The sequence below is a fragment of the Mesorhizobium sp. WSM1497 genome, assembly GCF_001672455.2.
Classification (GTDB): Bacteria; Pseudomonadota; Alphaproteobacteria; order Rhizobiales; family Rhizobiaceae; genus Mesorhizobium; species Mesorhizobium ciceri.
On sequence record NZ_CP021070.1, the window covers coordinates 1,527,793 to 1,554,395 of the forward strand.

The 26,603-nt window shown below is 64.4% G+C and carries 25 protein-coding genes; 18 read left to right on the forward strand and 7 right to left on the reverse strand.

The annotated features are described in order from the left end of the window. The first annotated feature begins 1 nt into the window (after position 1). Together A9K65_RS07505 and A9K65_RS07510 are read left to right on the forward strand one after the other, a co-directional pair. Complete coding sequence (locus A9K65_RS07505) at positions 2-1,396, forward strand: pyruvate dehydrogenase complex dihydrolipoamide acetyltransferase (protein ID WP_086081293.1); 1,395 nt, start codon at positions 2-4, stop codon at positions 1,394-1,396. Positions 1,397-1,510: 114 nt separating this feature from the next. Further along, positions 1,511-1,879, forward strand: coding sequence for a hypothetical protein (locus A9K65_RS07510; RefSeq protein ID WP_013529317.1), 369 nt, complete (start codon positions 1,511-1,513; stop codon positions 1,877-1,879). Here the strand turns inward: A9K65_RS07510 and A9K65_RS07515 are convergent. After that, positions 1,876-2,847 (reverse strand): sugar-binding domain-containing protein, encoded by a 972-nt coding sequence (locus tag A9K65_RS07515; RefSeq protein WP_064993113.1) that lies wholly within the window; start codon positions 2,845-2,847, stop codon positions 1,876-1,878. The genes A9K65_RS07510 and A9K65_RS07515 overlap by 4 nt on opposite strands. A 258-nt stretch (positions 2,848-3,105) precedes the next feature. Between A9K65_RS07515 and A9K65_RS07520 the strand changes: the two genes are divergently transcribed. From A9K65_RS07520 to A9K65_RS07545, 6 genes are all read left to right on the forward strand, one after another. Continuing rightward, positions 3,106-4,092, forward strand: coding sequence for an ABC transporter substrate-binding protein (locus A9K65_RS07520; RefSeq protein WP_064993098.1), 987 nt, complete (start codon positions 3,106-3,108; stop codon positions 4,090-4,092). Positions 4,093-4,184: 92 nt separating this feature from the next. Continuing rightward, entirely contained in the window at positions 4,185-5,888 is a 1,704-nt protein-coding gene (locus tag A9K65_RS07525; protein ID WP_063169128.1) for an iron ABC transporter permease, read from the forward strand. Further along, complete coding sequence (locus A9K65_RS07530; RefSeq protein ID WP_064993097.1) at positions 5,876-6,955, forward strand: ABC transporter ATP-binding protein; 1,080 nt, start codon at positions 5,876-5,878, stop codon at positions 6,953-6,955. The genes A9K65_RS07525 and A9K65_RS07530 overlap by 13 nt, the downstream gene beginning before the upstream one ends. Next, entirely contained in the window at positions 6,955-8,121 is a 1,167-nt protein-coding gene (locus tag A9K65_RS07535) for an MBL fold metallo-hydrolase (protein ID WP_064993096.1), read from the forward strand. The genes A9K65_RS07530 and A9K65_RS07535 overlap by 1 nt, the downstream gene beginning before the upstream one ends. Beyond that, positions 8,118-8,876, forward strand: a complete 759-nt coding sequence (locus A9K65_RS07540; protein ID WP_027162942.1) for a 5'/3'-nucleotidase SurE — start codon at positions 8,118-8,120, stop codon at positions 8,874-8,876. The genes A9K65_RS07535 and A9K65_RS07540 overlap by 4 nt, the downstream gene beginning before the upstream one ends. Before the next feature lie 108 nt (positions 8,877-8,984). Continuing rightward, a complete protein-coding gene (locus tag A9K65_RS07545) occupies positions 8,985-10,148 on the forward strand; it encodes a DUF930 domain-containing protein (RefSeq protein ID WP_024503714.1) in 1,164 nt (387 codons plus the stop codon). On the opposite strand, the gene A9K65_RS07550 is transcribed toward A9K65_RS07545, so the two are convergent. After that, positions 10,145-10,819 carry an HAD family phosphatase gene (locus tag A9K65_RS07550; protein ID WP_027162940.1) on the reverse strand — a complete coding sequence of 225 codons (675 nt, stop codon included), beginning with the start codon at positions 10,817-10,819 and terminating at the stop codon, positions 10,145-10,147. The genes A9K65_RS07545 and A9K65_RS07550 overlap by 4 nt on opposite strands. Positions 10,820-10,912: 93 nt before the next feature. Continuing rightward, on the reverse strand, positions 10,913-11,554 hold the full coding sequence (locus A9K65_RS07555; RefSeq protein ID WP_064993095.1) for a hypothetical protein: 642 nt from the start codon (positions 11,552-11,554) through the stop codon (positions 10,913-10,915). Between the two features lie 196 nt (positions 11,555-11,750). On the opposite strand from A9K65_RS07555, the gene A9K65_RS07560 reads away from it, so the two are divergent. From A9K65_RS07560 to ptsP, 5 genes are all read left to right on the forward strand, one after another. Beyond that, entirely contained in the window at positions 11,751-12,188 is a 438-nt protein-coding gene (locus tag A9K65_RS07560; RefSeq protein WP_013529327.1) for a transcriptional regulator GutM, read from the forward strand. A gap of 88 nt (positions 12,189-12,276) precedes the next feature. Further along, a complete protein-coding gene (locus A9K65_RS07565) occupies positions 12,277-13,038 on the forward strand; it encodes a PTS glucitol/sorbitol transporter subunit IIC (RefSeq protein WP_013529328.1) in 762 nt (253 codons plus the stop codon). Between the two features lie 16 nt (positions 13,039-13,054). After that, a complete protein-coding gene (locus A9K65_RS07570) occupies positions 13,055-14,056 on the forward strand; it encodes a PTS glucitol/sorbitol transporter subunit IIB (protein WP_024503717.1) in 1,002 nt (333 codons plus the stop codon). 107 nt (positions 14,057-14,163) lie between these two features. Next, the gene (locus tag A9K65_RS07575) at positions 14,164-14,544 is read left to right on the forward strand and encodes a PTS glucitol/sorbitol transporter subunit IIA (RefSeq protein ID WP_013529330.1); all 381 of its coding nucleotides are present in this window, start codon (positions 14,164-14,166) and stop codon (positions 14,542-14,544) included. Between the two features lie 56 nt (positions 14,545-14,600). Further along, positions 14,601-16,580, forward strand: a complete 1,980-nt coding sequence (gene ptsP / locus A9K65_RS07580) for a phosphoenolpyruvate--protein phosphotransferase (protein ID WP_064993094.1) — start codon at positions 14,601-14,603, stop codon at positions 16,578-16,580. 14 nt (positions 16,581-16,594) lie between these two features. Here the strand turns inward: ptsP and A9K65_RS07585 are convergent, their stop codons facing one another. Continuing rightward, positions 16,595-17,392: a hypothetical protein gene (locus tag A9K65_RS07585; RefSeq protein WP_064993093.1), complete on the reverse strand. Its 798-nt coding sequence runs from the start codon at positions 17,390-17,392 to the stop codon at positions 16,595-16,597. A 155-nt stretch (positions 17,393-17,547) separates the two neighbouring features. Between A9K65_RS07585 and A9K65_RS07590 the strand changes: the two genes are divergently transcribed. Further along, on the forward strand, positions 17,548-18,558 hold the full coding sequence (locus tag A9K65_RS07590) for a sugar-binding transcriptional regulator (RefSeq protein WP_024503720.1): 1,011 nt from the start codon (positions 17,548-17,550) through the stop codon (positions 18,556-18,558). On the opposite strand, the gene A9K65_RS07595 is transcribed toward A9K65_RS07590, so the two are convergent. The 3 genes from A9K65_RS07595 to A9K65_RS07605 are packed head-to-tail and all read right to left on the reverse strand — an operon-like array spanning position 18,545 to position 21,718. After that, positions 18,545-19,396 carry a TIGR01459 family HAD-type hydrolase gene (locus tag A9K65_RS07595; protein ID WP_064993092.1) on the reverse strand — a complete coding sequence of 284 codons (852 nt, stop codon included), beginning with the start codon at positions 19,394-19,396 and terminating at the stop codon, positions 18,545-18,547. The genes A9K65_RS07590 and A9K65_RS07595 overlap by 14 nt on opposite strands. Then, entirely contained in the window at positions 19,393-20,667 is a 1,275-nt protein-coding gene (locus tag A9K65_RS07600; RefSeq protein WP_064993112.1) for an FGGY-family carbohydrate kinase, read from the reverse strand. Before A9K65_RS07600 ends, A9K65_RS07595 begins: the two co-directional genes overlap by 4 nt. A gap of 7 nt (positions 20,668-20,674) precedes the next feature. Beyond that, positions 20,675-21,718, reverse strand: coding sequence for a class II aldolase/adducin family protein (locus tag A9K65_RS07605; protein ID WP_064993091.1), 1,044 nt, complete (start codon positions 21,716-21,718; stop codon positions 20,675-20,677). 192 nt (positions 21,719-21,910) lie between these two features. Here A9K65_RS07605 and A9K65_RS07610 point away from each other — a divergent pair, with 192 nt between their 5' ends. The 4 genes from A9K65_RS07610 to A9K65_RS07625 are packed head-to-tail and all read left to right on the forward strand — an operon-like array spanning position 21,911 to position 26,599. After that, positions 21,911-22,687 carry a DeoR/GlpR family DNA-binding transcription regulator gene (locus A9K65_RS07610; RefSeq protein ID WP_013529337.1) on the forward strand — a complete coding sequence of 259 codons (777 nt, stop codon included), beginning with the start codon at positions 21,911-21,913 and terminating at the stop codon, positions 22,685-22,687. Further along, positions 22,684-24,063 (forward strand): carbohydrate kinase, encoded by a 1,380-nt coding sequence (locus tag A9K65_RS07615; RefSeq protein ID WP_064993090.1) that lies wholly within the window; start codon positions 22,684-22,686, stop codon positions 24,061-24,063. The genes A9K65_RS07610 and A9K65_RS07615 overlap by 4 nt, the downstream gene beginning before the upstream one ends. Continuing rightward, positions 24,060-25,604: a sugar ABC transporter ATP-binding protein gene (locus tag A9K65_RS07620; RefSeq protein ID WP_024503725.1), complete on the forward strand. Its 1,545-nt coding sequence runs from the start codon at positions 24,060-24,062 to the stop codon at positions 25,602-25,604. Before A9K65_RS07615 ends, A9K65_RS07620 begins: the two co-directional genes overlap by 4 nt. Beyond that, positions 25,601-26,599 (forward strand): ribose ABC transporter permease, encoded by a 999-nt coding sequence (locus A9K65_RS07625; protein WP_064993089.1) that lies wholly within the window; start codon positions 25,601-25,603, stop codon positions 26,597-26,599. Before A9K65_RS07620 ends, A9K65_RS07625 begins: the two co-directional genes overlap by 4 nt. Positions 26,600-26,603: the final 4 nt, after the last annotated feature.

The window sequence follows — 26,603 nt, forward strand, 5'->3', positions numbered from 1 at the left end:
CATGCCGACCGAAGTCATTCTTCCCAAGGTCGACATGGACATGGCGACCGGACAGATCTCGCGCTGGTTTGCCGAGGAGGGCGCGCACGTCAAGAAGGGCGATGTGCTGTTCGAGATCGAGACCGACAAGGCGGCGATGGAAATCGATGCGCCGGCCAGCGGCGTCCTGCGCGATGTCACCGGCAAAGAGGGTGTCGATATTGCGGTCGGCGCTGCCGTGGCGTGGATCTATGTCGACGGTGAGGCCTATGGGGCTGATGCTGCTGCGGCAAAGCAGGACGTCGCGCCAATCTCCATACCCGCGGGGGAGATGTCGACGAAGTCGACAGAGGGGGGCGCTGTCGCGCCAACGTCTCATTCTGTCACGCACCCCTCTGCCCTGCCCTCTTTGCCGCCACTTGGCATCTCCCCCACAAGGGCGGAGATCGGCCAATCGCCATCGGCCGGCCGTGCAACACCGCTTGCCCGGCGCCTGGCCCGTGAGGCCGGCCTGAACCTCTCGACCATATCTGGCACCGGTCCGCATGGCCGGGTGGTGAGGGCGGATGTCGACGCGGCGATTGCCGGTGGCGGCGCCCAGGCGGCGCCTGCCGCCAAGGCTCCGGCTGGCGTGCCCGCTGCTGCTCCTGCCGCGCCGGTAAAGGCGATGTCGGACGATCAGGTGCTGAAACTGTTCGAACAGGGCTCCTACGACCTCGTCCCGCATGACAATATGCGCAAGACCATTGCGCGCCGCCTGGTCGAGGCCAAGACCACCATTCCGCATTTCTACCTGACGCTCGACTGCGAGCTCGATGCGCTGCTGGCGCTGCGCACGCAGATCAATGCGGCAGCCCCGGTGAAGAAGACCGACACGGGTGATGCTCCGGCCTATAAGCTGTCGGTCAACGATATGGTCATCAAGGCGATGGCGATGGCGCTGAAGGCGGTGCCCGATGCCAATGCCTCGTGGACCGAAAGCGCCATGGTCAAGCACAGGCACGCCGATGTCGGCGTTGCCGTGTCGATCCCCGGCGGGCTGATCACACCGATCATCCGCAAAGCCGACGAAAAGACGCTGTCCACCATCTCCAACGAGATGAAGGACCTCGCCAGTCGCGCCCGCAGCCGCAAGCTGAAGCCGGAAGAGTATCAGGGTGGCACCACGGCGGTGTCCAATCTCGGCATGTTCGGCATCAAGGATTTTGCCGCGGTCATCAACCCGCCGCACGCGACCATCCTGGCAGTCGGCGCCGGCGAGGAGCGGGCAGTGGTCAAGAACGGCGAGATCAGAATAGCCACCATGATGTCGGTGACGCTGTCGACCGACCACCGCGCCGTGGACGGTGCGCTGGGTGCCGAACTGCTGGTCGCCTTCAAGAACCTCCTTGAAAATCCGATGGGCCTGCTGGTCTGATCCACCAAGCAGAAGCCGGCGCCGACTGATGCGCCGGCTTGCGACAGAAACGACTTGTCAGGCGCTGACCCTTGACCCATGTTCTATCTGGATTGCGATCCAGGGAGGCCAAATATGCCTGCATTCGACCCATCTGACGTCAAAACCCTGTTCGGCAAGGTCATGGGTGCGTCGCCATCCGACATCAAGCTGGTGGCGCAGCGCCTGCACGACCACGCCTTCGAGCCTCGCATGTCGGCGGAGGAGACCAGGCAGCTCGTCGCCAGCCTCGGCTATGACAGTCTGGACGCGTTCTGCGCCGACATCGGTCTGCCCACGCATATCGCCGAGCGGTGGAGCCGTTTTGGTGTTTCCGGCGAGATGAAGCAGGTGTTCACACTGTTGGCGGCGCAGCGCAAGCGGGTGGCCGAGGCGATCGCCGAATTCGAATCCATGACCCATGTCGGCGTCGAGGATTTTTTGCGCGAGCGCGGGCTCATCTAACCGCCTTTGGCAAGCAGCGCCGTGGCGGTGTCGCTGTCAGTGATCAGCACATTGGTGTCGACTGCTTTCAGTGCGGCGAGGATCGCCGCGACCTTGCGCTTGCCGCCCGCGGCGAGAACCACATTCGGCACCTGGCCGACCACATCGAGATCGATGGCCATGACACGCCCGTTGACCTCGTGGTCCACCAAACGGCCATTGGCATCGACGAAATAGCACAGCATGTTGGCGACCGCGCCCTTCGCTTTCAACGGAGCGATCAGCGATGACGGAACGATGCCATGCCGGAAGATGGTGGCGTCGGGCGACATGTCGCCGACGGTGAGCAGCGCGATGTCGGCGGCGGCCGCGCGTTGGCGTACATCCTGCAGGGTCGGCTGCGCCCAGAGGAGATCGCGCAGCGAGGAATTGTCGACCGTGACCGGCGCGGTGATCTGGTAGCTGTCGACCTCGAAGACATCGGCTACCTTGGCGGCAACGATGGACGGATTGATCCATTGCGAGTGCGGCAGGCTGCCGACGAGCGCCACCACACAGGCACGCTTCAACTGCCGGCGGGCAAGGAAGCCGAGGCTGGCATGCAGGGTCGCGCCGCCACCGATGGCGAGCGTCATGCCGTCCTGCATCTGCTCGCCGAGATAGGCCGCGACGGCATGGCCGATGGCTTTCTCCAGATGGTCATGCGCCGAAGGCGTCGGGATGACGACGGCGGCATTCAGACCCCAGCGCTTTTCCAGTCCCCGCTCGAGCGCCACCTGCCCGGCGGTCGGCGCGTTGATCATGGTGACGACAATGCCCTCGGCGGTGCAGGAGGCCAGCGTACGCATGACCTTCACCCTGGAGACATCGAGCTTTTCGGCAATCTGTTCCTGGGTGAAACCTTCGACATAGTAGAGCCATGCCGTCTTGACGGTAAGGTCCGACGAGACCATCGGCAGGCGAGCCTGTCTGGGTTTTTCTGTGGTCATCGGTTCCTGTCCCTCATGAGCCGTGGCCTGACCGGTGCTCATCAAGGAAATACCGGCCGGATGTCAACTGATGCCGGATCTGCGGCGTGTCGATTGTCGCACATTTCTGTTCATTTGTAATTGACATCGTACATATGAACATATTTTGTGGGTTTCACGCGCTGTGTCATCCACCAGTCATATGCGCCGTGCAGGGAGGAAGAGACGGGGAGCCGGCCAGAGCCGGACCGGTCATGCACAGAAAGACAGGAGGTCTCATTGAAGACGCACTTCATCAAGCTGCTGGCCAGCCAGCTGGCGCTCGCGGCAACTTTGTTTGCCGGCGTGGCAAACGCCGAAATACTGACGCTCTACACGTCCCAGCCGGAAGCCGACGCGGCCAAGACCGTGGATGCCTTCAAGAAGGCGCAGCCGGGTATCGATGTGAATATCTATCGCTCCGGAACGAGCGACATCCTCACCAAGATGGCGGCCGAGTTTGCCGCCGGCAGCCCGCAGCCCGACGTGCTTCTGATCGCCGATGCGGTCTCGATGGAGCTGTTGAAGAAGGACGACCGGCTACTGCCCTATCCCGAGGCAAAGCTCGATGGCATCGAGGCGGATGCCTATGACGCCGACAAGACCTATTTCGGCAGCAAGCTGATCACCACCGGCATCGTTTACAACACCGCCGCGGCCGAGAAGCCGCAGCATTGGGCCGATCTTGCCAAGCCCGCCTATGCCGATGGCCTGGTCATGCCGAGCCCGCTCTATTCGGGTGCCGCCGCCTACCTGCTTTCGGGCTTCGTCGGCGACGCCAATTATGGCTGGGATTTCTTCCAGAAGCTGAAGACCAACAACACCGTCAGCGTGCGCGGCAATGGTGCGGTGCTGAAGTCGGTGGCATCGGGCGAAAAGCCCTATGGCATCCTGGTCGACTTCATGGCGATGAACGCCAAGAAGAAGGGTTCCCCGGTCGAGTTCGTGTTCCCCTCGGAAGGTGTGCCGGCAGTGACCGAACCGGTCGCCATCATGAAGACCGCCAGGAATGTCGACGGCGCCAAGAAGTTCGTCGACTTCATTCTTTCCGATGACGGCCAGAAGCTTGCGCTTTCGATGGGCTATCTGCCGGCGCGCGCCTCGGTCGGCCGCCCCGAATGGCTGCCGGAAGGCGTCAAGGTCAAGGTGATGCCGTTCGACACCAAGGCAATCGTCGCCAAAACCGACGCCGACAAGGCGAAGTTCTCGGAATTGTTCGGGGGCTGAGCCGGCAATCCAGTCAGGGGTGCCGTCCCAGCGGTATCCCTGACGGGCAAAACCCCGATCGCATCGGCTGATCGACCCCAGGAAACGCAATCATGTCAACACGGATCAGGGAAAGCCGGGGCCAGGAAATGGTCCTGACGGCGGCGGTAGCCATCGTCATCGTCCTGCTTTCCCTGCTGCCGATGCTGCGCCTGATCAAGGAGATCGTGGCGCCCGGCGGCACGCTGTCGACCGTCGCGATAAAGGCGGGGCTCGCCAGTCCGGCGACCTGGATCGCCACCTGGCACACACTGGTCGTCGGTATCGGCGGCACCCTGCTTGCGGTGCTGTCTGGAACGCTGGTGGCCGTCCTCGTCACTCTGACCGATATCCGCGCTCGCAGCGCCATGGTGCTCTGTTACGTCATGCCCTTGATGATCGCGCCGCAGGTGACGGCGCTGGCCTGGCTGCAATTGTTCGGCCCGGCAAGCCCGTTCCTCAAGCTGTTCGGGGCGGCACCGCCGCTCGGTACCAGGAACCCGCTCTATTCGACATCGGGCATCATCCTGCTGCTCGGCGTGCAGTATGGCCCGCTGGTTTTCCTGTTGGTGCGCGCCGGGCTGCGCAAGCTGCCGCGCGAGCTGGTCGAAGCCGCGCGGGCGGGCGGTGCCGGCTGGTTCACCGTGCTGGTCACCATCGTGCTGCCCTTGATGACGCCGTCGATCATGGCGGCCGCTGCCCTTGCCTTCGTCTCATGCGTCGGCAATTTCGGCATTCCGGCCTTTCTCGGCATTCCCGCCAACTATCTCGTGCTGCCGACGCTGATCTATCAGAAGCTGGCCGGCGGCGGCCCCGCCGTGCTCGGCGAAACCGCATTCCTATCGGTGCTGATCGGCATCATCGCCATGGCGGGTATCCTTGCCCAGGAGATCATGAGCCGCCGCCGCGACTATCGCATCAGCTCCACGTCGCTTTCGGCCGAACCCTATGAACTCGGTCGCTGGCGGCCTACGGTCCAGGCCGGCATGTGGCTGCTGATCATCGTGGTGCTGTTCCTGCCGCTGTTCGGGCTGGTTCTGACATCGCTGGTGCCGGGCTACGGCATCGCGCTCACCGCCAAGACGGCAACGCTCGACAATTATCGCTTCGTGCTGTTCGAGCATGACGCGGCCAGCCGCGCCTTCTTCAACAGCTTCTGGCTGTCGATCGCGGCGGCCTTCTTCGCGGTCCTGGTCGCAGTGCCGATCGGCTATCTGATCGCATGGGGCAAGCAGCGCTGGGTGCGGCTGCTCAATCTGTCGGTCGAGCTGCCCTATGCTTTGCCCGGCGTGGTGCTGGCGATCGCCTCGCTGCTCATGTTCCTGCGGCCGATCCCGCTCACCGGCATCCAGCTCTACAACACCGTCTGGATCATCCTCTACGCCTATCTCGCCCGTTTCCTGGTGCTGGCGCTGCGGCCGACCATCAGCGGCTATCACCAGATCGACCGGGCGCTGGAGGAGGCGGCGCAAGTAGCGGGCGCCGGGCTGTTCACGCGCATGCGCACGATCATCTTTCCCCTGGTGGCACCGGCGGCGATCGCCGGCGGACTACTGATCTTCATGACGGCGCTCAGCGAACTTACCGTCTCGGCGCTGCTGTGGTCGTCCGGGTCGGAGACGATCGGTGTCGTGATGTTTTCCTTCGAGCAGGGCGGCGATTCCAACTATGCGGCGGCGATGTCCGTCATCACTGTGGCGGTCACTTTCCTGTTGATGCTGGTGACCAATCTGCTTGCCCCCTACCTTCCGACCGGAGTGCTGCCATGGCGCGATTGAGCCTGGACAATGTGACCAAGAGCTTCGCCAATTTCGATGCCGTCAAGGACGTATCGATCGATGTCGGCGACGGCGAGTTCCTGGCAGTGCTCGGGCCGTCCGGCTGCGGCAAGACCACGCTGCTGCGGCTCGTTGCCGGATTCGAGAAGGTGACGTCAGGCGAGATCCGTATCGGCAGCGAGGTCGTGTCGGGCAAGGGCGGCAGCGTCGCGCCGGAAAAGCGGCGCGTCGGCATCGTCTTCCAGAACTACGCGCTGTGGCCGCACATGACGGTCGCCGAAAACATCGGCTATTCGCTGAAGGTGGCGCAGCTCGACAAGGCCGTCGCGCGCCAGAAGGTTGAAGACGCACTCGCCCTGGTCAATCTGCAAGGGCTGGGCGAGCGTCGGCCGGCCAATCTGTCCGGCGGCCAACGCCAGCGCGTGGCATTGGCGCGCTGCCTTGTCGCCGCGCCCTCGTTGGTTCTGTTCGACGAGCCGCTGGCCAATCTCGACGTGCATCTGAGGGCTTCGATGGAGGACGAGTTCGCGTCCTTCCACAAGCGCACCGGCACGACGATCGTCTACATCACCCATGACCAGGCCGAGGCGATGGCGCTGGCCGATCGGATCGCGGTGATGGATGGCGGGCGTCTTGCCCAGCTGGCGACGCCACGCGAACTCTATCATGAGCCGGCAAATGAAATGGTGGCTTCCTTCATTTCGCAGGGCATTTTGCTGCCTGCGGATGTGTTGAGCGCGGAAGAAAGAGGGCACTGCAAGGTCCGCGTTCTCGGCGCTGAACTGATTGTCCGCTGCCGGCCAGGCGAGCGGCCGCGAACCGGGGCAAAGGTCTGCTGCCGGTCGGCCGATCTCGACGTGTCGCCGGATGGCCCCGGCTTCGATGGTCTGGTCAAGCGGGTGATCTACCAGGGTGGCTCGGCGCGCATCGAATTCACGCCTTCGACCAATCCCGACCTCACCTTGCATTTCGAACAGCCCGATCCGGTCGCGCTGGAGAGCGGAGCCCAGGCACGCCTGCGGATACGCTCCGGCTGGCTGATCCCGGCGGCGGGAGCGGCATCGTGATGATGCTCGACCTGCTCGGCGGCTTTGGCGAAAAGGGCCGCACCAGCCTTGCTGTCAGCAGCGGCAAGGATCGCATCCTGCTCGACGTCGGCATCAAGGTCGGCGCCTCGGGGGCGGACTACTATCCGGCGCTGGATGGTTCGGTTGCCGACATCGATGCGCTGTTCGTCTCGCATGCGCATGAGGATCATATCGGCGCGCTGAGCTGGCTGCTGTCGCGCGGTTATGCCGGTCCGATCTTCATGACCGCCGAGACCCGCGACGAGGCGCCTGCCACGCTCGCGGGCTATGCTGAGCCCGAGGATTTCAGGCGGTTTCCTTTTCCCGAAGACCGCGTCGAATTGTTCGAGCCGGGCGACACGCTGGACAGCGGCAACCTCACGATCCGGACGGGACGCTCCGGGCATGTCGTGGGCGGCGTCTGGTTTGCCGTGGAGGATGGCGAGAGCCGCGTCGCCTATTCCGCCGATGTGGTGCCGGACAGCAATGTCTTCGTCATGGACACGATCCCGCACTGCGACCTGCTTGTCCTCGATGCCTCCTACGGCGCCGATCCGGTGCCGGGGGCGGCGCGTGCGCGCGAAATCTCGCAATGGGTTGCGAGGCATTCGGGCGGGTGTCTTTTGCCGACGCCGCTCTCGGGTCGGTCGCTGGAGCTGATCGCGGCCTTGCCAGGGCCGTTCGCCATCCATGCCGGCATGCGCTCGTCCCTGGAAGCGCAGATCGGCGCCACGGCAGCCCTGTTGCCGGGCGTTTCAACGTTGCTGCGCCGCCGCCTGCAAGACGCAGCCGACTGGACCGATGCCGATCCCCTGCCGTCCATGCCGCTGCTGGCGGATGACGGCATGGGTGAAGCCGGCCCATCGTCGCGCCTCTTGCCGCGTGCCGACCATTCCGGTTTTCCGGTGCTGCTTACCGGGCATCTGCCGTCAGGTTCGCCGGGCGATCTGTTGCACAAGGCCGGCCGGGCGGACTGGGTACGCATGCCGACCCATCCGACGCTGTCGGGCAATGTCGATATCTGGGAGAAGGCCGGCCGTCCCGCGGCACTCGGTCACTCCTGCACTCCGGACCTTCTCGGCGACCTGCAAACCCACATCCCGTCGCTGCGCACGCAGTGCCGCACCGGCCAGCACATAGTGGTGTCGGAGGCAAGAAAACGATGAGAATTCTGATCTGCAACGATGACGGCATCGAAGCGCCGGGGCTTGCCCGTCTGGTCGCGGCCGCCAGCGCGTTGAGCGGCGATGTCTGGGTGGTCGCGCCCGACGGCAAGCGCACCGCCGCCGGCTCGTCATTGACGATTGCCCGGCCGTTGACCATGCGGCGCCTCAAACCGAACTGGTACGCCTGTTCCGGCACCCCGGCCGATTGCGTGGTAAGCGCCATGACCTGGTTGTTCGCCGATACGAAGAAGCCAGATCTGGTGCTGTCGGGTGTCAACGATGGCCGCAACGTTGCCGAGGACCTTGCCTATTCCGGCACGCTCGGCATCGCGCGGGAGGCGACTTTCTGGGGCGTTCCGGCCATTGGCTTCTCACGCGTGAAAAATCCTGATTTCACCGATGGCGACGACCAATGGCTTGGCGCGCTGATCGTGTCCCTGTGGCAATCGCGCGCCGACTGGGCCGCTGAGGGTCATTGGCTGAGCATCAACCTGCCGACCTCGCTGCCGGCCGAAATCCGCCAGCCGCGCATCGGTCGCGACAAGATCGCCCGCAAGGCCGAGATCGTGGAGAGCGACGGCGACCGCACGGTCATCACCGTGCCGCGCGGGCGGGCTCACGACAGCCAGCCGGGCGACGAGAACGACGCGATCGATGCCGGCTTCATCAGCATCAACCGGCTGAACTGGCTTGGCGAGACGCGGCTGGACGAACGGTTTCTGGACGGGATCCCGCGCCAGCGGCAAACTGGCTGACCTGAGGTCTGCGCGTCGTCATCCGATCACCAACCTGTCAGCGGTTAAATCAAGCCAATCCACTACCTATGCTTGAAGCCGCCGCTATTTCATTCCACATCGGTGCGGATGAAGGGCGAAACAGGAGAACGGCGGCGGCATTTGCTGTGGGCTTTGCCCGCATCGCTGATCCTGCATGCGCTCATCGCAGCGTTTCTGATCTATGGCCTGCCGAGACCCGAGCAGCAGCCGGTTCAGCAGGAACAGCCCGTCAATGTCGCGATCGTGCCGCCGCCCGAGAAGCCCAAGCCGAAACCTGCTCCAAAGCCGCCGGAACCGACACCTGAAAAGAAGGCTGAAAAGCCGCCTGAACAAAAGCCGCCGCCGCCGAAACCGCCAGACGACCAGGTTCTGAAGCGCGTTTTCCAGTACGGCCAGAAAGATACCGGGCCGGAGAAATCGCTCGACGGAAGCAGCGCTAAACCCAACACGCCGTCGCCGGCCAAGGATGAGGCTGCAAAGCCGCCTGTCGCGCCGACACCCGCGCCGACGGAGCCCGCCCCGGCTGCAACGCCACAGCAGAAGGCAGACCCCAGCAAGCCTGACGAGAAGCCGGCCACCGTTGCGCCGGACGAAAAGCCCGCGCAAAGCGAGGAAAAGCAGGCGACCGAGGACACCGACAAACAGCAGCCGGACAAACAAGAACTCGCACCGCAACCTGACGAAAAGCAAGCCGTCGTGACGCCAAAGCCATTGACGGCTGAGACCGGTGACAAGCCGGCGCCTCCAGCTTCGACTGGAAAGGCAAAGTCCAAACCTGCCAAGACAATGACGTTCAAACCCGCAAGAGCTTTCAAAGCGCCGATCGGGAATGCTGGAAGGTCAAATCCCACCAACAACGACGTTGCAGGATCGCCGATCTATTCCGGCCTTCCGGGCGTCAGAAAGCTTTACTCGCAAGGGGCAACCGGCAATGCGTTCGCTACAAGCTCCATGGAGAATGTGCCGCGCGGTCAGCGGGTGGCCACCCTTTGCGGCAATGTTCTGAGCCGGGAACTGCAAAGTGCCGACTATACGGTCAAATGGGTGCCAACCATTACGCTGGACAAAGGCAATGTTCTCAATCCTCCGCAGGCCGCCTTCAGCACCAGAAACGCTTGGTACAACCTAAATTTCCGATGCGAAGTCGACGCCGATGCGACGAGGGTCCTGTCCTTCAACTTCCGTGTGGGCTCACTCGTGCCGCCTGGCGAATGGGCCAGCCGTGGATTCACAAAGTATCGTCTAAACTAGGCCGGCACACCAAACCTAGCCAATTGCCGGCTAACTTCTTGCCAGTCAGCGCAGACGAAATCGGCACCGGCAGCCGTCAGCCGCGCGGCGTGCTCGGCATAGGTATGGCCGCCGCCGGTGTAGCCGATCGCCGTCATGCCGGCGGCGATCGCGCCCTGGATGCCGAAGGGCGAGTCCTCGATGACGATGCAGTCAACGGGATTGGCGCCGATCTTGTCCGCCGCGAAGAGGAAGATGTCCGGCGCGGGCTTGCCGTTCTTGACCATCGAGGAACTGTAGATCGCATCGCCGAAGAAACGCGCCAGCCCGGTCACCGCAAGGCTGTGGTTTATGCGCTCGACGGAGGAGGACGAGGCGACACAGCGATCGCCCGCGAGCGCATCCAGAAACGCAGTGATTCCCGGTGTCGGCTTCAATTCCTGCGAGAACAGCACCTTGGTCTCGGCCCAGATGTCGCCGTCCGCCGCCGCCGGAAACTGGTGGCCGGTCAAATCTTTGATCCTGGCGATGATATCGGACTGCTTCATGCCGATGCATTGGGCGATGATGCTGGTGTTGACGCCGGGCATGCCGTGCTTTTCGTAGACGCGCTCATAGGCGCGGGCGGCCAGAGGCTCGCTGTCGACAAGAACGCCGTCGCAATCGAAAATAATAGGCCTTGGTCGCGCCACGCGTTTCCCTCTCGAGTCAATTTTCGCACATCGCTATCGGCAAAAAGTCAAATGTTCAATAGCACGTGCGTTTTTGGGGACGCGAAGAGCGGCTCAAAGCTGGCGCAACGCATCGCTCGCACGGGAAGACCCGAGCGCCCGTTGCATGGCTTGCCGGGACTGCGCGCGATCCGGGGTGATCCAGTTCGGTTCGGCGCCGAGAAAGCGGTCGAGGAAAGCCACCGCATAGGCCGGCATCTCGGTCACATTCTCGCGATAGGACCACCAGGTGCGCAAATCGTCGGCGCATTTGTCGATGCCGGGTGCCGTACCGAATTCCTGCTCGTGGATCGCCGAAATCACCGAGACGCAGTAGTTGGTGTAGAGGAAACCCTCTGGCCAGAAGCGGACGATTTCCAGCGTGCCGGCGTTCGTTTCCGTCTCGATCAGCTGCGTGAGGCCGGAGATTTCCCTGGCCGGCGCCTGTTTTATCAGCTCACGCAGCACGAGGCCGGCGGCAAAGACGATGAAGTCGGCGCGGTCGATCGCGGCGAAGCGCTTCTGCGCCTCCATGATCTCGACCCAGTCGAGAAAGGCCCTGGTGAGCTTGGCCTCGTCGATCTCGAAGCGCACGCCGAACGTGTCCGCGACCACCTTGGCGCTGCCGCGAAAGGTGGCGCGGAACCAGCGCAACTGCCGCAGCCGATGGCGAAGATCGGGCATCAAGGCCAGTTCTTCCCTGAAGGGCAGGTCCATGTTTCCTCGTATCCTGTTTCCCGGTCAGCCTAGCACAAGCGCGCCGCCGCCGAAATCTGTCAGCGGCCCTGTGGATGACCGCTTCAGAGGCCAATATCATACATATTGACATTCTCGGAAACAAATGTTCTCACTTTGCTGTTGTCACGCGCCGGTCCAAGGTGCGATTCAACTGAGGCTTCGGGAGGAGAACCGAATGGCGATTTGGCAGTGGGGACTGCTTCTGCTGGTTATCGTGTGGGCGCTGCAGTCGCTCGGCGTCTGGCTGCAGATGCGGCATTATTCGGATGTCTTCAGGGGCGTCACCGACCAGTACAAGGACGGCTTCGTCGGAGCCGGCAATTTTCGCGGCCGCTTGGCCAAGGGCACCATCGCGCTCGTGGTAGTGACGCCCGATCTGGTCGTGCGCCGCCTGATGGTGATGAGCGGCCGTTCCGTCTTCACCAAGTTCAAGAGACATGAAGAATTCGAGGGTGTTCCCCTCGATCGACTCCGGTCCAACCCTGCAATCATGGGGGAGGGGGAACCCGGTGTGGCCGAGGCCGTGAAACGGGCGATCGAGCAGATCGACAAGACACGGTCGGAGCCGGGGAAGAAGCCGGGCCTGTCCGGTTTGAACGTAGCAAGGGCTTAGAGCCGGATGATTTCGGGCTCTAAATCAAAGGGATAGAGGACGCCGCGCACCGACTGGGATCAACCGGCGGGTGGCATAAGGAGGAGAAATGTCTGTATTTTCGTTGTTGGCGCAGCATGCCGACATGGCCGTGCACAATCTGCATGTCGCAGGTGCCATGGTTTCGGATGCCGCATTGCATGGCAAGCTCGCTGTCGAGCATGCCTCCGACCATCTCGTTGTCCTCGCACAAGCGGACAGCGGACCGATCACCGTCGATCAGTTCAAGGAAAAGCTGAAGGACGTCCAGCAGGAAGAGCAGCTCGGCTGGCTGACCGCCATCGGCAAGTACTTCATCGGCATCTTCCAGAAGGGTGGCGAGGTCTTCGCCGGCTTCGTCACCGGCATCATTCCGACGCTGGTGGTGCTGATGACGGCCTTCTATGCCGTCACCGAACTGGTCGGTGAAGAGCGCGTGCATGGCCTGGCGCGCGGCGCCGGCCGGATCGCGCTGACGCGCTACACGCTTTTGCCGCTGCTGGCGGTGTTCTTCCTCACCAATCCGATGGCCTATACGTTCGGATCGTTCCTGGAAGAAAAGCACAAGCCAGCCTTCTATGACGCGGCCGTGTCCTATGTGCACCCGCCGCTCGGGCTGTTCCCGCACATCAATCCCGGCGAGTATTTCGTCTGGGGCGGCATTCTCGTCGCGCTGCTGGAGCTGGAAAAGAAGGGCGTCGTCGTCGCCGGCTACCACGTTAAGGTGGCGATCTGGTACGCCATCGTCGGCCTCGTCGTCATCCTGCTCAAGGGCATGCTGACCGAACGCATCACCGCGATCATGGCACGCCGCCAAGGCGTCGAGCTGTAAGGGCGGGGAGGACATCATGGCCAAGACATATAAAGCCGTAAAGATCTCCCAGGGCAAAACCGGCTGGGGTGGCCCGCTCATCATCGAGCCGACCGAACAGCGCAGCAAGGTGGTTTCCGTCACCGGTGGTGGCATTCACCCGGTGGCGCAGCTGATCGCCGACATGACCGGCGCCGAGGCCGTCGACGGCTTCAGGGCACCGCCGATCGAAAGCGAGATGGCGGTTGTCGTCGTCGATTGCGGCGGCACCGCACGATGCGGCGTCTATCCGCGCAAACGTATCCCGACCGTCAATCTGACGCCGGTCGGTCAATCCGGGCCGCTGGCCCAGTTCATCACCGAGGACATCTACGTTTCGGGCGTGAAGCCGGCCAACATCACAATGGCGGACGGATCCGAAACGATCACGACTGCAGGGGGAGCAGCAGCGATGAGTTCAAGCAACAATGCGACCGCGGCACCACAGCCGCTGCCGAGCGAAGGTGGGCTGATCGGCCTCATCAGCACGATCGGCCGCGTCATGGGACGTATCGTCGGCATCTTCTTCAATGCCGGCCGCCGCACCATCGATCAGGTCATTCGCAACGTGCTGCCGTTCATGGCCTTCGTGACCATGCTCATCGGTCTGATCCTGTATACCGGCATCGGCGATGTGCTGGCGCAGCCCATGGGTCCGCTGGCCAACAACATCGTCGGCCTGCTGATCATCTCGGCGATCTGCGGCCTGCCGTTCCTGTCGCCCATCCTCGGGCCAGGCGCTGTCATCGCGCAGGTCATCGGCGTTGCCATCATCGGCCCGCAGATCGCCAACGGCACGATTTCGCCGGCAATGGCACTGCCGGCGCTGTTTGCCTACAATACCCAGGTGGGCTGCGACTTCGTCCCCGTCGGCCTGGCGCTCGGCGAGGCCAAGCCCAAGACGATCGAAATCGGCGTTCCGGCGGTGCTCATCAGCCGCCAGATCATGGGGCCGGTCTCGGTGCTGATCGCCTGGGTCGTCAGCCTGATCGTGTTCTAAGGCAATTCCGGGAAAAGCGCACAATGCTTTCCCTTGGAAACTGCGTCAAACAAAGAGATAGAGCGGTTCACCGCTCTAGGGAAAGTTGAGAAAATGAGGTTCGCCATATGACGGTTCTTTTGAGAACACGGGTCACTGCCATCGGCCCCGAAGTGGCGGACCTTGCCGAAGGGGGCGTGGTCATCCTGTTTGCGGATGGCTCGCCGCCGGAGCTTGCCGAGGTTTCGGTGCTCCACAAGGCGGAGCAGGGACCAAGTGACGGAGCGCCCGCCAAGGGCGCTTCGATCACCCTCGGCCCGGTTGCCGCTGTTATCACAGCGGTCGGCTCCAGCGCGTGGAGCAAGGTGCTGGAAATGGGTCATGTCGTCATTTCGTTCAACGGCGCTACCGAGGCTGAGAGACCGGGCGAGATCTGTGCGTCGCAAGTCGATCCGCAAGCGCTCGTGGCCGCCCTGAAGACCGGCGCGATCATCACCATCGCCGCCTGACAGCATTCGCGCCGCGGCCTATATTGGGAGCGGCGCCCAAAACCAGAGTATTTGCCATGGAACGCTCGACCATCGTCAGAGTGCATGAAGGTTTGCACGCCCGTCCCGCGACGCGGTTCGTGAAGCTCGCCAAGGGCTTCGAATCCGACGTCGAACTGGTCAAGGACGGCAAGGCGGTCAGCGCCAAGAGTTCGGTCAAGCTGATGCTGCTGGCGGTCAAGGAGAACCAGGAAGTCACGGTGCGGGCGAATGGTGCCGATGCCATCGAGGCGCTCGAGGCGCTGATCGGCTATCTCGAGAATCCGCGGGCCGGCCTCGATGATGAAGCGGAAGCGCAGAGCCCAGCCAACGATGCCGGGCAGGAAGCGGCACCCGCGCCGGGATCCGTGCCGGCGGCACCTGGCGGGGCAAACCGCTTGCGTGGCGTGGCCGCCAGCGAAGGTTTCGCCATCGGCCCGGCCTTTGCGCATTTCCCACCCGATATCGCCGGACAGGGCCGCATGTTGCGGGCCGAGGAGATAAAAGGCGAGATCGACAGGTTCCGCACGGCTGTCGGCGCGGTCCAGGCCCGCATGGATCATGCGTTGGCGCAGGACAGCCTGTCGGCTGGAGACCGCGGCATCGTCGCCGCGCTGCGCGATATCGCCGCCGACAACAGCCTGACTGGTGAGGCCGAGGGCCTGATCAAGGGCGGCAACGACGCGGTTTCCGCCGTCATCACCGCCGCCTCCACCATTGCCGCCGAATTCAGCGCCGTCGACGATCACTATCTCAACGCGCGGGCGGATGATGTCCACGCCGTTGGGCGGCAGATTTGCCTGGTGTTGCTGGGCCAAGACGATGTCAGCCTCGAAAACATCCCCGAAGGGGCTATCCTGATCGCCGACGACATCGGCGCCTGGGATCTGGCACGCGCGCCGCTGAAGCGTATCGGCGGCGTGGTGTGCGGTCATGGCGGCGCCACCTCGCACATCGCCATCATCGCGCGCTCGCACGGCATTCCGGCCGTGCTCGGCCTCGGCGACCAGGTCAATGCCTTGCGTACCGCGCGAGACGTCGCGCTCGACGGCAATGCCGGCCATGTGATCATCGACCCCGACGAGGCGACCCGTGCCGATTTCGCCGGCCGCGTCGAAGCGGCGGCAAAGGAGCGCGCCGGGCTGACCATCTTCAAGACGGTGACGCCGAAGCTCGCGGACGGCAGGATCATCGAGGTGGCGGCCAATATCGGCTCACTCGAGGAAATCGAAGCGGCGCAAGAGGCTGGTGCCATGGGCATCGGCCTGTTCCGCACCGAGCTTTTGTTCATGCGCCATATGCATCTGCCCTCGGAAGACATGCAGGCCGAGACCTATGCGGCGCTGGCCAAGGCTTTTGCGCCTTATCCGGTCATTGTGCGCACGCTCGACATCGGCGGTGACAAGCCGATTGCCGGCATCGAATTTCCCGACGAGGAAAACCCCTTCCTCGGCTGGCGCGGCATCCGCATGTGTCTCGACCGGCCCGACATCTTCAAGCGCCAACTGCGGGCGCTGCTGCGCGCAGCCGTGCACGGCAACATCAAGGTGATGCTGCCGATGGTGTCCGACCTCTCGGAGGTCAGGCAGACGCGCGTGCTGGTCGACGAATGCACGGCCGAGCTGAAAGCCGAAGGCGTGCCGCACGCATCATTCGATCTCGGCGTCATGATCGAAACCCCGGCCGCCGTGCTCATCGCCCCGGCGCTGGCCAAGGAGGTCGCTTTCTTCTCGATCGGCACCAACGATCTGACCCAGTACATCATGGCCGCCGACCGGCTCAATCCGACCGTCGCCAAGCTCAACGACGTCACCAATCCGGCCGTCATGTCGGCGATCGAAATGACGGCAAAAGCCGGCGTCGCCGCCGGTATCATGGTCGGCATGTGCGGTGAGGCAGCCGGCCGTCCGGATCTGATTGCGACCTTCGTGAAGATGGGGCTGACCGAACTCTCGATGAGCCCGGCTTCGATCCAGCGCGCCAAGAAAGCGATCATGGCCATGGCCACTGAAGGCTAGCCCAGGCCGGCTGACTACGGCAGATGGGCAAGCAAGGTGGCGAAGACCGGTGTCAATTCACTGATCGGGTTTGCCTTGGCGCAAGCCTGAACGATGCGATCGTGGCGAATATCCGCCGCCAGGATCGCGATCTCCAGCATGTCCGGCTCCGGCGCGCCGTCGCTGCCGGTGGTCGCCAGGCCGCAGGCCAAAGCGAGCGGCGCCAGGCAGCTTATGTCGAGCGCCCGGCCGCCCGTCGGCGTTCCCGGCTCGGTCTCGGCAAAGCGAACGGGACGCTGATTGAGGCACTCGACCAGCAGCGCCGAGCAGGGGGCCGCGATTGCCTGCAGTCCGGCACCCGGCGCGGCCAATGCGGCCAGGAGATCGCCATGCCGCTTGCGCATCGTGGCATGGACGGCCGCGAAATCGGCTTCGTGGATGCGGGCATTGTCGATGTTCAGGCCGGCAAGCACCGCCTTGGTCAGATAATACATATCGCGCCGGAACAGGCGCTCGGCATCCAGTTGGCGATCCTCGTTGCCGACCGGGAAATAGGTGCCGAGGCCCTTCACCGTGGTGCCGTCCACCTTGATCGGGCGCTCATGCGGGACGAAAGCTTCGGCGATCGACAGTGCTTCGTCGACGGCACTCGCGGCATGGCTGAGCAGGCCTTCGATGCCCTTGCCTGGAAACGGTGGCAGATGGCTGGTTGCTTCGCGCAGGATACTGGCATCGCCGCTGCCGTCATGGCGGCTCTGGCGGATGATTTCGCGGACTTCCCGCAGCCGGTCCTTCAGATTGACGCGGACATCTTCGGAGATTTGTCGGAGCATCGCGGATCGCCTTGAAATTTGCTGCGGATAGCCGACCGGGCAGCCGCCACTCTCTACATTGTTCCTATCGATAGGTAGATCAATAGGCGATACTAGACCAGCATGCAGAATCGGCGGCGGCGCCCTCGTCCGTCGCCGCAGGGGGAGAGACAGACTTGGGCAGACGACGACAGGGCGAAAGCGAAGACGGTCGAGGCGAGGCAACCGAGCTGGTCGCCAGCGAAAGCCGGACGGATCGCCTCAGGATTCGCGCCGCCTGGATGTATTTCGTCGAACAGATGACGCAGAACGAGATCGCCGACGTGCTCGGCGTCGGTCGCGTCACCATCGTGCGCATGCTGGCGGATGCCCGGGCGCGCAACGAAGTGAAGATCACCATCGAGAGCGAATTGTCGGAAATCGTGCGGCTTGAGCGCGCATTGGAGAAGACGTTCGGGCTGCAGCAGGCGCTGGTGGCGCCGCTTTCGGCAGCCGATGCCGATCCCATACCAGCGATCAGCGCCAAGACCGGCAGCTTCCTGTCGGACACGATGAAGTCCGGCATGCGGGTCGGCGTCGGCTGGGGGCAGACGCTGTTCTCGAGCCTGCCTTTCATCAGCGCCAAGTCGCTCACCGACTTCAAGGTGATTTCGCTGCTTGGCGGTGTCGGCGTCGTGCGCCGGGTCAACCCAGCCGAGTTCGCCTGGCGCTTCGCTCAGATATTCCAGGGCGACGGCTATCTGATGCCGACACCAGCCGTGGTCGACAGCGTCGAGACCAAGATCGCCCTGATCGAGCGCTGCGGCCTGCAGGAGATTTTCGAAATGGCCGACGTGCTCGATGCCGTTCTGCTGAGCGTCGGCGGGATCGCCTCGGCCACCACCTTCTCTCGTGGTGGCTTCCTCAAGGAGGCGGATCGGGAGGCCCTGCTTGCGCGTGGCGCCGTGGGTGACCTCCTGTTCCATTTCTTCGACCGCAACGGCGATCTGGTCGACCATCCCGTCAACAGCCACGTGATGTCGGTGGATGTCGACCGTCTGCGCAAGGCGCCGATCCGCATCCTCACCTCCGGTGGCGAGGAGAAGACCGAAGCGCTGCTCGGCGCCATGACCCTCATCGCCCCAACCATCCTGATCACCGACGAGGAGAGCGCGCGGCGCATGCTGGAAGCGGTCAGCGGAAGCTGAAGCTGTCCATGATGTAGTCCGGCCAGGCCTGCTGTTCGTCGAAAACAGCGGCGAGATCCGGTGTGTCCGCCAGTATTCCGCTCAGCACCAGCGCGGTGGCGATGCCGGTGCTGTTTCCCCCCGATATGTCGTGTTCGACGCTGTCGCCGACGCAGACCACGGTGCCACGGTCCGGCTCGCCGGCCAGCGCCAGCGCGGCGTCGAAAATCGCGGTGTCGGGCTTGCCGATGCGGGTAACGCTGCCGCCCAGGCTTTCGTAGAGATCGGCCAACTGGCCGGCGCCGAAGCGAGGGCCAACGGCCGTCAGCATGATGATGTCGGGATTGGTGCAGAAACACGGCACCCGCCGCTCCGCCGCCGGCGCGAACAGCCTGCGATAATGGTCAAAGTCAAAGCGGTCACCCTCGCTGGCCGCGATCAGCACCAGCTCGGCCTCATCGCCGGACCCGGTCAGCGCAAATGGCAGGCCTTCGATCGCGGAGCGGTCATTGTCGCGGCTGATCAGCAGGCATTTTGTCCCCGGGCGCAGCTTTCCCGACGTCGCCATCTCCCCAAAGGATCGCCACGCCACCTCGCCGGAAGAAACGAAATGATCCCAGCTTCCCGGTTCGAAGCCGAGTTTCATGAGCCGGCTTTCATTGGGTTGAGCCCGCCTGCCGGAGTTCGAAACCAGCACCACGGTCTTGCCGGCGCGTTTCAGCGCCGATAGCGCTGCCACCGCGCCTGGATAGGGCCGCGTGCCGTCATGCAGCACGCCGAACTGGTCGAGCAGAAACACATTATAGCGCTCCGCCAGCGGCCCGAGGCCGTCGAGACGTTCGATCGTTTTCGCGCTCATAGGAGTCCTGCCCGGCTTGCACCCATCAGCGCCAGCCGCGCCGTGCCGGCGGCGGCCTCGTCGGAAAGCGCGGGCAGGAAATCGACGCCGAGCCTGCGACGCCGGATTGCCGTCCAGGCCGGGTTCGCTGCCCCGCCTCCGACGCTCCTGACCGATATCAGCGTGGGCGCGCCGAGTTCGGCAAGCCTGTCATAGCCGAGCGCTTCGATCGCGGCGATGCCTTCGAACATCGCTTTCAGATAATCGGCGTCGTCCGCCGGCCGCGGCGCAAGGCGAGGCGGCAGCGCCGGATCGGCGATCGGAAACCGTTCGCCCGTGGCGGGAAGCGGATAGTAATCGAGGCCGGTGCCCGTCTCCGGGTCGATTGTCGCGCTGAGTTCGATGATACGGGCGAGCGGAAAGTGCTGGGCCAGCACCTTGCCGCCCGAGTTCGAGGCACCGCCCGCCAGCCAGGCGTTGCCGAGCCGATGGCTGTATATGCCGAAGCGCGGCGCCGAAATCGGCCGGTCGGACAGAATCTTGATGGTCAGCGAGGATCCCAGCGCAGTGACGCCGTCGCCGATCGCGGCAGCACCGGTCGCCAGGAACGAGGCGCAGCCATCCGTGGTGCCGGCGACGACGGCCACATCGCGCGGCAAGCCGAACAGTTCCCCGGCTTCCGCGGTGAGGGCGCCCGTGACCTCGCCCGGCACGACCACGCGCGGCAGCAACTCCATGCGCATTCCGGTCGCCGCGATCCATTCCGGCCAGCGGCGGGCCTCGACATCATAACCTGTCTTCAGGGCATTGTTCTCGTCGCTGACATCGAAGCGGCCGGAGAAGTTTCCGGCAATCCAGTCGGCCTGATGCAGCACCATTGCAATACCCGGCAGATGCAGGAAGCGCAGGGCCTTGGCGAGGCCGGATGTCGCTCCGTGCGCTGCACTTGCAGCCGGCGCGGTGCGGGCGATCGCGGCCAGGATGTCGTCGTCATCGACCTTGTCGTTGTACATCAGCGGTTCGGCCAGCGGCCGCCCGGCGGCGTCGACCGGCAGCAGCGTGCCGGAGGTGCCGTCGACGGCGATGGCGCGGACCGCCGTGCGGTCGATGCCGGAAAGCAGCTCCGTCAGCACCGCCTTCACCGCTTGCCACCACGCCGTGGGGGCTCGGCCATCGCCGCCAAACCTGTCGAGTGGGACGGCCGAATGCCCGGCTATGGAAAAGTCAGGGCGCATGGCGACGGCGCGCGCACCTGATGTGCCAATGTCGATGCCGATGACAAGTGGCATCATGTCCATGCTAGCCGCCAGCCGCGTTGAGCTTCTGGCGATACTGCTCGGCGTCCCAGTTGACCAACTCGTCATTCTCGGAAGCGGTGAGATAGTTCAGCCGCGCGGCGATGTCGATGCGCGCCGTCACGTCGGCGAGGCAGCGTTGCATGGCATCGGCGCCGGCACTGGCGTCGCCGCGCATCAGCACGCCTGCGCCGGGAAACAGGATCGCCGCAGGCGACGTGCCCAGTCGTGCAACGACATCAGCCACGGCCTCGCCTGGCTTCGCCACGACGGAGCCCTGGCCGAGGAAGATGACGTGGTCCGGATAGAGGCTGCCGGCCTGCGCCACGCGGCGGCTCTCAGGGTCGAGCGCAACCGCATGCGCTTCGACATCGGCCGGCAATCTGTAGCCGCTGTCGCCGGCGAGCGCGGCCAAGGCGTCGAGGTCGGGTGCGGCGGTCGCGCGCGCCGGCCGGGCCAGCAATGACCTGATACGGCGCAGCAGAAGCTCCGCCCCGGCGACGGTTTCGGCAGCGACGACCAGACCGTGATTGCCAAGGATCAGCACGTCGACACCAGGCCGCAGTTTTTCGGCAATGCCGCGTGCAAGCGGCAGGCCGGGCCGGAAATAGGGCACATAGGCCCATTCGATGCCATCGAGCCGCTTGGCGACCTCGGCCTCGCCATCGGCCTGCACGGCAAGCGAGATGGTGTCGACGCAATGGACATGCAGAACGACGCGCTGCGGCATCAAAGCGTGCACCGTGGTCTCGATCGATGGCCGCAGGCCGCGCGGGTTGAGCGCTGCAATGGTGAAACCCTGCGGCTGGTCGGCGGCGCGATCGCGCTGTTCGACGGCTTTCAGCAGCGGCGCCATCGCCACCGGCACCATGATGTCATCGACGAGCGCGTCTTTCAGCCAGGTGCCGGAGGCCTTGATCCACAGCGTGTCGCCGGCTTTCAGCGAGGTGTTGCCGCCTGCCCCCTGGGTGAGATGCGGGCTCCGCCCGATGCTGGCCGAAAGCGCCCGCAAGGCCGCCAGTTCCTGCGCGTCAGCTTGGGTCGCCATGGCGCTTTTCCTCCAACGGCTCGGCCGTGTCCTGCGCGAAATCCCGTTGCCGGGATCGAATTGGCGCTGATATCGCAGAAACGAGTGATCTACGTCAATAGTGATCTACTGTCATCAAACACGCTTGCAATCCGACTAATGTTGAGTAAGTTACGCCAATTGCCATGGAAAATGGCATCCGGGAGGAAAGAATTGAGCGACTCCGGCCGTCAGCGTCAGATCGTCGAACTGTTGCGGGATCGTCCGTTCGCTTCGGTGCGCGAGTTGCAGGAGCGGCTTGGCGTTTCAGCCGCGACGGTCAGGCGCGATATCGACAGGATCGACGAGGCCGGCGAAGCGCGGAAGGTCTATGGCGGCATCTCGGCGCTCGACGGCGCTTCCCAGGCCGGTGTTGCCTACGCCAGGCCCTACGACGAGAACCGCGACCTTGCGGTCGAGGCCAAGCGGCAGATCGCTGCTCTCGCGGCGACCATGGTGCGCGACGGCGACGCCGTCATCGTGCATGGCGGCTCGACCTGCTTCCATCTGGGCGTCAAGCTCGCCGAGCGCAACATCCGCCTCTACACCAACTCGATGCCGCTGGCGGCCTATCTCAGCGACCACGGCCATTGCAGCCTGACGGTTGCGGGCGGTGATCTGCATCGCGAACCCGGCATCATCCATTCGCTCAGCCAGGCCGTGCCCTTCTATGCCTCCAAATTCTTTCTCGGCGCGCAAGGCCTTGGCCAGGAAGGCGTGATGGAATCGCACCCGCTGCTGGTACGCTCGATCGTCGATCTCAGCCTTTGCGCCGACCAGATCGTGGTGCTGGCCGACAGCCGCAAACTGTCGATCCACGCGCGCAACGTCGCGCTGCCGCTTTCCCGCATCGGCACGCTGGTCACCGACGACGGTCTCTCCGACGCCGATGCGCGCATGCTGGAGGACGCCGGCGTCATGGTGCGGATAGCCTCGGGAGCCATCCAGTGAAGGTGGCTGTCCTCGATTTCGGCAAGACCAATTCGAAGCTGTTCGTCTTCGGCCAGGACGGGCGGATCATCGACGAGCGCCGGACACAGCCGAAATGGATGCGCCAAGGCGGCTTCAGCGTGCTCGACGAGGCGGCGCTCCACCATTGGGCGCTCAGCGCCGTTGCCGATACGGTCGACGGTCATGGAGTGGAAGGGGTCATGGTGTCGGGCCATGGCTGCACCTTTGCCTTGGTCGACGAAGCGGCGCTGACGCATCCGATCCTCGACTACGAGCAAGAGCCGCCGGCCGAGATTGCCGCGCGGATCGATCGCCGCATTCCGGACTTTTCGGAGACCTTTTCGCCGCGGCTGCCGCTCGGCTTCAACTACGGCCGCCACATGCTGTGGCTGCAGGAGGTCGATCCCGACGCGTTCGCTACGTCGAAATCGATCCTCGGCTATCCGCAATACTGGAGCTGGCGCCTTGGCGGGCGGGCGGTCTCGGAAGTGTCCTATCTCGGCTGCCATTCGCATCTGTGGGCGCCGCGGAGCCAGGACTTTTCCTCGCTGGTCGACGCGCAGGGCTGGCGTGACCGGATGCCTGGCTTCGAGCGCGCCGGCACCGTTATCGGCGAGCACCGCCTCGGCGCTGCGGCGCGACCGATCGCCATCCACAACGGCGTCCATGATTCGAATGCGGCGCTCTATGCCTATCGCCGGCAGGAGCTTGGCCCGGTCACCGTCGTTTCGACCGGCACCTGGGTCGTCGTGCTCAATCCGGACTGCCCGCTCGACACGCTCGACCGGGATCGCGACATGCTGGTCAACGTCGATGTCGATGGCGGCCCGGTGCCGACCATTCGCTTCATGGGCGGGCGCGAATTCGCAACCATCAGCGGCGGCTGGCAAGGCGAGATCGCCCGTCCGGTGGTGCAGCGGGTGATCGATGCCGGCATCATGGCGCTGCCGAGCTTCGCGCCAGGTGGGCCGATGCCCAGTCAGTCCGGCCGGCTGGTGGGGCGCACGCCCGATGCCGAGGAACGCGCGGCGGCGGCGCTGCTCTACGTCGCGCTGATGGTCGATCTGTCGCTCGACCTCATCCATTCGAACAACACGGTGATCGTCGATGGCGGGCTGAACACAGGCGGTGTGTTGGCCGGACTGCTGGCGCAGTTGCGTCCCGGCCAGGCTTTCCTGCAGGGCGCCACGCTGGAGGGCAGCGCCACGGGTGCAGCGGCGCTCGCCTTCGAGAGCGTCGGGCGCGAATTCGCCGCCGAAGTTCCAGAGCCGGTGCACGCGTCGCGTTTCACCGGGTTGGCAGGCTATCGCAGCAACTGGCGTGACGCCACGATGGACCAGGGCGTCGCCGGTGCGGCAGTGGGAGGTGCGCGATGAGTGCGATTGCCCAGGCCGAGACGGCGCGCCAGCCGGTGCTGGAGATGCGGCACATCTCCAAGACGTTCGGCGCGATCCGTGCCTTGCACGATGTCTCGCTCAGCGTCCATGCCGGGGAGCTGCACGCCTTGATGGGCGAGAACGGCGCCGGCAAGTCGACATTGATGAAAGTGCTTTCAGGCGCCTATCGGCCGGATGCCGGCGGCGAGATCCTGATCGACGGCATGCCGGCTGCGACCGGCGATCCGATCAAGGCGCGCGCCAGCGGCGTCGCGGTGATCTATCAGGAGCTGTCGCTGGCGCCCAATCTGACGGTGGCGCAGAACATCTTCCTCGGCAACGAGCCGCGACGCTTCGGCATCGTCGATCGCGACCAGTGCACCCGGCGCGCCAGCGAGATCATCAAGCGGCTCGGCGTTTCCTTTTCGGCCCGCGACATGGTCTCCAGCCTGTCGCTCGGCGAGCGCCAGCTGGTCGAGATCGCCCGCGCGCTATCGACCAATGCGCGCATCATCGTCATGGACGAGCCGACCACGTCGCTGACCTCGCGCGAGACCGACCGGCTGTTCGAGGTCATCGCGACGCTGAAATCGCAAGGCATCGCCATCATCTACATCAGCCACCGCATGGAAGAGGTCTACCAGCTTGCCGACCGCGTCAGCGTGCTGCGCGACAGCGGTTATGTCGGCACGCTCGAGCGTGCCGACCTCAGTGCCTCGCGCCTCGTCTCGATGATGGTCGGCCGCGATTTGTCGGCTTTCTACAAGAAGGATCATCGGCCGCCGGACGAAAAGCGCGCGGTGGCGCTCTCGGTGCGCGCCATGTCCGACGGCCGTCTCCTGAAAAACTGTTCGTTCGACCTGCACAAGGGCGAGGTGCTGGCGCTGGCGGGTCTGGTCGGTTCCGGCCGCACAGAGCTGGCGCGGCTGATCTTCGGCGCCGACAGGCACATTTCAGGCACGCTGGAACTCGACGGCAAACCTGTAACCATCGGCTCGCCGCGCGAGGCGCTCGATGCCGGCATCGCCTATCTGACCGAGGACCGCAAGGAACTCGGTCTGTTCCTCGACATGTCGATCTCCGACAATATCAGCATGGGCGTGCTGGCGCGGGATTCGCGCGCCGGCGGCTTGCGCGACTTCGCGGCCGCCGAAAGGCGTGCTTCCAAGGCCGTTGCCGATCTCTCCATCCGCACCAGTTCGGTGCAGGCCAATGCCGGCTCGCTGTCGGGCGGCAACCAGCAGAAGGTGCTGCTCGCCCGCCTGCTCGAGACCGAGCCGAAGGTCGTCATCCTCGACGAGCCGACCCGCGGCGTCGATGTCGGAGCGAAATCGGAAATCTACCGGCTGATCGACAATCTCGCCAAGCAGGGCATCGCCATCCTGATGATCTCCAGCGAACTGCCCGAGGTGATCGGTGTCGCCGATCGCGTGCTGGTGATGCGCGACGGAAAGATATCGGGCGAGGTGACGGCATCGCAAGGCGAACCGCTAAGCCAGGAGGAAATCATGGAACTTGCAACGGGAGCGGCTCAGCAATGACCGACAAGGCGACCGAGATCAGCGCAGGCGGCCAGGCCACCGGCACGAGCCGACGGTTGCGCACGGCTTTCGCTGCCCTTGGCATGCTGCCGGTGCTGATCCTGCTGGCGGCCGGCTTCCAGTTCCTGAACCCGCGCTTCCTGACCGAGACCAACCTGTTGATCGTCACCCAGCAGTCGTCGATCAACATCGTGCTGGCGGCCGGCATGACCTTCGTCATCCTCACCGGCGGCATCGACCTGTCTGTCGGCGCCATCCTCGCCGCATCGGCGATGGTGGCGGTGATCGTATCGCTGGTGTCGGACTGGGGTTTGCTCGGCGTGCCGGCGGCCATTCTGGTCGGCCTCGGCTTCGGCCTCATCAACGGGCTGCTCATCGCCTACATCAAGCTGCCGCCCTTCATCGTCACGCTGGGTTCGCTGACCGCGGTGCGCGGTGTCGCCCGCCTGCTCGGCCAGGACACGACGGTGTTCAATTCGGACCTGCCGTTCGATTTCATCGGCAACGGTTCGCTGTTCGGCATCCCGTGGCTGGTCATCATCGCACTGTCGGTGGTGGTGCTGTCCTGGCTGGTGCTCAAGCGCACCGTGCTCGGCACCTGGATCTACGCCGTCGGCGGCAATGCCGAAGCGGCGCGGCTGACCGGTATCAAGGTGCCGCTGGTGCTGCTCTTCGTCTATGGCGTTTCCGGCCTGCTGGCCGGCCTCGGCGGCGCCATGTCGGCGGCCCGGCTCTACGCCGCCAACGGCTTGCAGCTGGGCCAGTCCTACGAACTCGACGCCATTGCCGCGGTCATTCTCGGCGGCACCAGCTTCGTCGGCGGCGTCGGCTCGATCTGGGGAACGCTGATCGGCGGCCTGATCATCGCGGTGCTCTCCAACGGGCTCATCTTGGCCGGTGTCTCGGACATCTGGCAGTACATCATCAAGGGATTGGTCATCATCGTGGCGGTCGCCCTCGACCGCTACAGGCTCCAGGCAGGAGCAAGAACGTGATTGA

Coding starts and splice junctions, on each gene's coding strand:
- A9K65_RS07560 (WP_013529327.1), top strand. CDS start 11,751: ATGGCGATTTGGCAGTGGGGACTGCTTCTGCTGGTTATCGTGTGGGCG.
- ptsP (WP_064993094.1), top strand. CDS start 14,601: ATGGAACGCTCGACCATCGTCAGAGTGCATGAAGGTTTGCACGCCCGT.
- A9K65_RS07525 (WP_063169128.1), top strand. CDS start 4,185: ATGTCAACACGGATCAGGGAAAGCCGGGGCCAGGAAATGGTCCTGACG.
- A9K65_RS07515 (WP_064993113.1), bottom strand. CDS start 2,847: ATGACCACAGAAAAACCCAGACAGGCTCGCCTGCCGATGGTCTCGTCG.
- A9K65_RS07530 (WP_064993097.1), top strand. CDS start 5,876: ATGGCGCGATTGAGCCTGGACAATGTGACCAAGAGCTTCGCCAATTTC.
- A9K65_RS07565 (WP_013529328.1), top strand. CDS start 12,277: ATGTCTGTATTTTCGTTGTTGGCGCAGCATGCCGACATGGCCGTGCAC.
- A9K65_RS07540 (WP_027162942.1), top strand. CDS start 8,118: ATGAGAATTCTGATCTGCAACGATGACGGCATCGAAGCGCCGGGGCTT.
- A9K65_RS07545 (WP_024503714.1), top strand. CDS start 8,985: ATGAAGGGCGAAACAGGAGAACGGCGGCGGCATTTGCTGTGGGCTTTG.
- A9K65_RS07600 (WP_064993112.1), bottom strand. CDS start 20,667: ATGATGCCACTTGTCATCGGCATCGACATTGGCACATCAGGTGCGCGC.
- A9K65_RS07620 (WP_024503725.1), top strand. CDS start 24,060: ATGAGTGCGATTGCCCAGGCCGAGACGGCGCGCCAGCCGGTGCTGGAG.
- A9K65_RS07575 (WP_013529330.1), top strand. CDS start 14,164: ATGACGGTTCTTTTGAGAACACGGGTCACTGCCATCGGCCCCGAAGTG.
- A9K65_RS07625 (WP_064993089.1), top strand. CDS start 25,601: ATGACCGACAAGGCGACCGAGATCAGCGCAGGCGGCCAGGCCACCGGC.
- A9K65_RS07510 (WP_013529317.1), top strand. CDS start 1,511: ATGCCTGCATTCGACCCATCTGACGTCAAAACCCTGTTCGGCAAGGTC.
- A9K65_RS07570 (WP_024503717.1), top strand. CDS start 13,055: ATGGCCAAGACATATAAAGCCGTAAAGATCTCCCAGGGCAAAACCGGC.
- A9K65_RS07605 (WP_064993091.1), bottom strand. CDS start 21,718: ATGGCGACCCAAGCTGACGCGCAGGAACTGGCGGCCTTGCGGGCGCTT.
- A9K65_RS07595 (WP_064993092.1), bottom strand. CDS start 19,396: ATGAGCGCGAAAACGATCGAACGTCTCGACGGCCTCGGGCCGCTGGCG.
- A9K65_RS07555 (WP_064993095.1), bottom strand. CDS start 11,554: ATGGACCTGCCCTTCAGGGAAGAACTGGCCTTGATGCCCGATCTTCGC.
- A9K65_RS07505 (WP_086081293.1), top strand. CDS start 2: ATGCCGACCGAAGTCATTCTTCCCAAGGTCGACATGGACATGGCGACC.
- A9K65_RS07585 (WP_064993093.1), bottom strand. CDS start 17,392: ATGCTCCGACAAATCTCCGAAGATGTCCGCGTCAATCTGAAGGACCGG.
- A9K65_RS07535 (WP_064993096.1), top strand. CDS start 6,955: ATGATGCTCGACCTGCTCGGCGGCTTTGGCGAAAAGGGCCGCACCAGC.